Origin of the sequence: Curtobacterium sp. MCSS17_011, assembly GCF_003224275.1 — a bacterium.
Lineage (GTDB): Bacteria > Actinomycetota > Actinomycetes > Actinomycetales > Microbacteriaceae > Curtobacterium.
On the sequence record NZ_QKLE01000049.1, the window covers coordinates 1 to 5,389 of the forward strand.

General features: G+C 71.8%; 5 protein-coding genes. 3 read left to right on the plus strand and 2 right to left on the minus strand.

Going from position 1 to position 5,389, the window contains the following annotated elements:
- Nucleotides 1-31: 31 nt before the first annotated feature.
- On the minus strand, nucleotides 32-1,060 hold the full coding sequence (locus DEJ17_RS17285; RefSeq protein ID WP_027467034.1) for a 6-phosphofructokinase: 1,029 nt from the start codon (nucleotides 1,058-1,060) through the stop codon (nucleotides 32-34).
- 73 nt (nucleotides 1,061-1,133) lie between these two features.
- Here DEJ17_RS17285 and DEJ17_RS17290 point away from each other — a divergent pair, with 73 nt between their 5' ends.
- Together DEJ17_RS17290 and DEJ17_RS17295 are read left to right on the plus strand one after the other, a co-directional pair.
- Entirely contained in the window at nucleotides 1,134-2,099 is a 966-nt protein-coding gene (locus DEJ17_RS17290; protein ID WP_110895635.1) for a DNA-3-methyladenine glycosylase, read from the plus strand.
- A gap of 99 nt (nucleotides 2,100-2,198) precedes the next feature.
- Entirely contained in the window at nucleotides 2,199-3,686 is a 1,488-nt protein-coding gene (locus DEJ17_RS17295; RefSeq protein ID WP_110895637.1) for a sugar porter family MFS transporter, read from the plus strand.
- 67 nt (nucleotides 3,687-3,753) lie between these two features.
- On the opposite strand, the gene DEJ17_RS17300 is transcribed toward DEJ17_RS17295, so the two are convergent.
- Nucleotides 3,754-4,611, minus strand: a complete 858-nt coding sequence (locus DEJ17_RS17300) for an NAD-dependent epimerase/dehydratase family protein (protein WP_110895639.1) — start codon at nucleotides 4,609-4,611, stop codon at nucleotides 3,754-3,756.
- 69 nt (nucleotides 4,612-4,680) lie between these two features.
- Between DEJ17_RS17300 and DEJ17_RS17305 the strand changes: the two genes are divergently transcribed.
- Complete coding sequence (locus DEJ17_RS17305) at nucleotides 4,681-5,208, plus strand: AAA family ATPase (RefSeq protein WP_110895641.1); 528 nt, start codon at nucleotides 4,681-4,683, stop codon at nucleotides 5,206-5,208.
- Nucleotides 5,209-5,389 lie beyond the last annotated feature (181 nt).

The window sequence follows — 5,389 nt, forward strand, 5'->3', positions numbered from 1 at the left end:
AGATGTGTATAAGAGACAGCCCGAGCCCCGCTCAGCCGAACATGATGGCGGCCTCGTCGAACCGCGCCTGCGGCACCGTCTTGAGCTCGCCGAGCGCCTCCTCGAACGAGACGTGCTCGATCTCGGTGCCCCGGAGCGCCACCATGCGGCCCCAGCGCTCCTCGACCACGGAGTCGATCGCCGCCAACCCGAGCCGGGTCGACAGCACCCGGTCGTACGCGGTCGGCGTGCCACCACGCTGGATGTGCCCGAGGGTCGTGGCCCGCGTCTCGATGCCCGTCATCTCCTCGATGAGCGGCGCGAGGCGCTCGCCGATGCCGCCCAGCCGCGGGCGCCCGAAGGCGTCGAGCCCGCGCTCGGTGTGCGCCGTGTCCTCGTGGTCGGGGACGAAGCCCTCGGCCACCACCACGAGCGGTGCGCGACCACGGTCGTAGGCGGCCCGCACCCACTTCGCGATCTGTTCCATGCTCGTCTTCTGCTCGGGGATGAGGATCGCGTGCGCGCCCGCGGCCATGCCGGAGTGCAGCGCGATCCAGCCCACGTGCCGGCCCATCACCTCGGCGACCATGCAGCGCGAGTGCGACTCACCGGTGGTGCGCAGGCGGTCCATGGCCTCGGTCGCGATGGCGACGGCGGTGTCGAACCCGAACGTGTAGTCGGTCGCGCCCAGGTCGTTGTCGACCGTCTTCGGCACGCCCACGATCTTCAGCCCGGCGTCGGTCAGGCGCTTCGCAGCCGCCAGGGTGCCCTCGCCGCCGATCGCGACGATCGCGTCGATGCCGTGCCGCTGTAGGGTCGCGGAGATGTTCTCGACCCCGCCGTTGGGGCCTTCGAACGGGTTCGTGCGGCTGGTGCCGAGGATCGTGCCGCCCTGCTTCGCGATGCCCTGGATGTCCTTCCGGCCGAGCGGGACGATGTCGCCGTCGACCACCCCGCGCCACCCGTCGCGGAAGCCGACGAAGTCGTGTCCGTAGATGGCGATGCCCTTCAGGACGATCGCGCGGATGACCGCGTTCAGGCCGGGGCAGTCGCCTCCGGAGGTGAGGATGCCGATGCGCATGGGAGCTCCGTCGTCGGGTGGTGGGGATCAGTGCCCATCATGACTGACGGTGGTTCCGCATTACCATCCCCGTGTGTCCCTGCTCGCTTCCGCCGCCGTCGACGACGCTGGTGCGTCCGGTGACGCGTCTCGCGTCGACACGGTGTACCGGCCTGGAGGCGCGGTGGACGTCGCGTCGACCCTGCGGCCCCTGCAGCGCGGCTCCGGCGACCCGGCCTTCCAGGTGGTCGGTGGGGTCGTGTGGCTCGCGCTGCGCACGCCCTCCGGTCCCGCTTCCGTGGCGATCCGGCGGGTCGGCGACACCATCGCGGTGTCGGCGTGGGGCGGCGGAGCCCCGTGGGCGGTCGAGCACGCCCCCGATCTGCTCGGACGCGGCGACGACTGGTCGTCGTTCGAGGTCTCCGGCAACGAGTTCCTCGCCGCGGCACGACACCGGCAGCCCGGGCTCCGGCTGCTCCGCACGAACACCGTGGTCGCGATGCTCGTGCCGGCGATCATGGAGCAGAAGGTGACCTCGCGCCAGGCGTGGGGCGCGTGGCGGTACCTGCTCCGGCGGCACGGCACCCCGGCGCCCGGTCCCGCACCCGCGGGCATGATGGTGCCGCCGGACGCTCCGACGTGGGCGCGGATCCCGAGCTGGGAGTGGCACCGCGCCGGCATCGAACCCGGGCGGTCGGCCACCGTGATGCGCGCGGTGAAGCTCGCGCCGGCACTCGAACGCACCCTGGTGCACGGCCGCGGGGGCGAGGTCGTGTCCACGAAGCTGCAGTCGATCCCCGGGGTGGGTCGGTGGACCGCCGCCGAGACGGCGCAGCGCTCCCACGGCGACCCGGACTCGCCGAGCGTGGGGGACTTCCACGTGCCGGCGCTCGTCGGGTGGGCGCTCACCGGTGCGCCGGTCGACGACGACGGGATGCTCGAGCTGCTCGAACCGTGGCGTGGGCACCGGGAGCGGGTCGTGCGGTTGATCGGCGGCTCGGGGTTCCGCAAGCCGGCGTTCGGTCCGCGGCTGACGATCCAGGACCACCGCGGCCACTGAGTGCGGTCGACGCTTCCTCAACGTCCGCTCGTGGTGGTCCGCCTACCGTGACGCCCGGCCCGGGCACTCCTGGCACGGACAGGACGCGGAGAGGACGCGATGACGACCACCACCGACGAGGACGAGCACGACAGGGTCCCCGGCGTCCCCCCGGAGATCCCTGAGGACACGGGGTCGGCCGAGACGGCTCGCGTCACGAAGCGGCACGTCACCCGGGTCGCGTTCGTCGCGGCACTCGGCGGACTGCTCTACGGCTACGACACCGGTGTCATCTCGGGCACGCTCATCGAGATCGGCAAGGAGTTCTCGATCGGCTCCGCCGTCAAGGAGTTCATCACGGCGTCGATCCTGGTCGGCGCGATCCTCGGCGCACTCGTCACCGGTCCGATCTCGGCGAAGATCGGCCGGCGGCGGACCATCCTGCTCATCGCGGGCGTCTTCGGCCTGGGCGTCCTCTTCGCCGCGGTGTCGCCGAGTCCGGTGTTCCTGATCCTCAGCCGACTGTTCCTCGGTCTGGCGGTGGGTGGTTCGACCCAGACGATCCCGACGTACATCGCCGAGATCGCCCCGGGCCCGCGCCGCGGCAGTCTGGTCACGGTGTTCAACTGCGCGATCGGCGTCGGCATCCTGTCCGCCGCCATCGTCGGGGTGGCCCTGAACGGCGTCGTGTCCTGGCGCTTCATGATCGGGGTCGCCGCCGCCCCCGCCATCGTGCTGCTGCTCGGGATGCTCCGCCTGCCCGAGAGCCCGCGCTGGTTCGTGTCGCAGGACCGCATCGGTCCGGCTCGACGGGTGCTGCGCTGGCTGCGCCCGGACCACGATGCCGCCGAGGACGAGCTCGACGACATCCGCAAGCTCGACGAGGCCGAACCGAGCGCCGGTTCCGGGCAGTGGGCCCAGCTGCGCAAGCCGTGGGTCCGGCCGGCCCTGATCGCGGGGCTCATCGTCGCCGCGTTCACGCAGCTGACCGGCCTCGAGATGATGATCTACTACACGCCGACGATCCTCACCGACGCCGGGTTCCCGCACGTCTACTCCCTGTGGGCGAACGTCGGTGTGGGGGTCGTCTACCTCGTGATGACGTTCGTCGGGTCGCGGTTGGTGGACCGGATCGGGCGTCGACGGCTGACCCTCGTGATGCTGCCGGGAGCGGCGGTGAGCATCGGCCTGTTCGGTGTGCTCTTCTACGCGCAGGACGGCAAGCCCTCACCGGTGCTCACGCTCGTGCTGATCCTGGCGTTCATGTTCTTCCAGGCCGGCGGCATCCAGGTCGTCGGGTGGCTCGTCGGTTCCGAGATGTACCCGCTGCGGATCCGGGCCGCCGCGACGAGCCTGCACGCGATGGTGCTCTGGGGCGCCAACCTGCTGGTCACCTCGACCGCGCTGACCCTGACCGGTTGGATCAGCCTGGGCGGCACGATGCTCGTCTACGCCGCGCTCAACGTGCTCGGGTGGGTCCTGGTGTTCCTGCGGGTGCCGGAGACGAAGGGCAAGTCCTTGGAACAGATCGAGCAGTCCCTGCGGGACGAGACGTTCCTGCCGCACCGGGGCGGACGCGAGCGTCGCGCAGTGGACCGGACCGCTTGACGGACTGGAGGCCCGTGGCCGCGTCCGCACGGGCCTCCCGGCCGTCAGGTGGCGGCTCCCGTGCGCGTCACGGGTGGCGGGTGCCCGGACCCGCCAGCACGGCGCGGTAGCCCTCGCGGAACGTCGGGTACTGCGGTGTCCATCCCGTCGACCGGAGCAGCGCGTTCGACAGGCGCTTGTCGCCGCCGGCCTGTCGCGCGTCACCGTCGCCCGTCGGGGGCTCGGCGACGTGGAGTTCGTCGGCCAGGAACCGCAGCACGTCGTCCAACCGGCTCGGCTCGTCGTCCGTCCCCAGGTAGAGCGGCGCCGGGTCGGGCAGGGTCGCCAGGTGCACGAGTGCGGCGGCGGCGTCGTCACGGTGGATGCGGTTCGTGTGCGGTGAGGTGCCCGGCGCCAGCCGTGCGGACCCGGACCGGACCTGGTCGATGAGTCGCTCGCGGCCGGGGCCGTAGACGCCCGACAGCCGGACCAGCACGGCGCCGGGAGCACGCTCCCGCAGCAGGACCTCGGCCTCGACCAGGACCTCGGCGGTCGGGGTCGCCCCGTGCGCCGGGGTCTCCTCGGTGACCTCGCTGCCGTTGGCGACGTCGTAGACCGCGGTCGAGGACACGACGAGCACCCGGGGGTCGGCGTCCGAGGCCTCGATGCCGTCGAGCACGTTGCGCAGGCCGTCGACGTAGGTGGCGCGGTACTCGTCGACGTCGCGGTTGCCGGCGGCGAAGGCCGCGACGACGACGCTCGTGTCGGCGGGGATCTCGGGGACCTCGTGGCGCAGGTCGATGCTCCGGCCGGTGATCGGTGCGGGGATCAGCTCGGCACGGCGGCGGAGCCCGATCACGTGGTGGCCCTGGTCGGCGAAGCGCAGGCCGGCTTCGGTCCCGAGGTCGCCGCATCCGGCGATGACGACTGTCGTGGAGTTCTGCACGGGTCGACCTTGGCACGCGCCGATGACCACCTCCGGGGAGCCGGGCGGCGACACCACTAGGTTCGTCGTGTGATCGTCTGGCTGAACGGGACCCACGGGGCGGGGAAGACGACGACGAGCCGACTGCTCCAGCCGCTGCTGCCCGGCTCGCGGATCCTCGATGCCGAGAAGGTCGGCGAGGTGCTGATGGACGTCACGCCGGGGCTGCCGGAGAGCGACAACTTCCAGCGCTGGGACCCGTGGCGGCCGCTCGTGGTCGAGACCGCTCGTCGGGTGCACGACTACGTGGGCGGGCCGCTCATCATGCCGATGACGGTCCTGGTCGAGGCCTACTGGCGTGAGATCGCCGAGGGGCTCGCCGCTCACGGCATCCCGGTCCGGCACTTCGTGCTGCACGTCGACGAGTCGACGCTCCGCGACCGGATCCAGAACGATCCGGTCATGGGGCCGTCGACGTTCCGGTTCGCGTACGTCGACGCCTACGCCGAGGCGGCGCGCGACTGGCTGCACGCCGAGGCAGAGGTCATCGACGCGACCGAGGCCCCCGCCGCCGAGGTCGCACGGGCCGTCGCGGACGCGGTGACCTCCGAGCGCTGACGAGCAACTCTGTCCGCAGCACGAACCTCCCGGGTTCGCCACCGCCCGGATCATGCCGGAGACTGGTGCGGGTCGCTCACGAAGCTGCCCGCCCCACCACCAGCAAGGAAGGCTCCGCATGCCCGAGCTCCCCGTCGTGTTCGAAGTCGGCTCGATGATCGCCCTGGTCGCGATCCTGCTC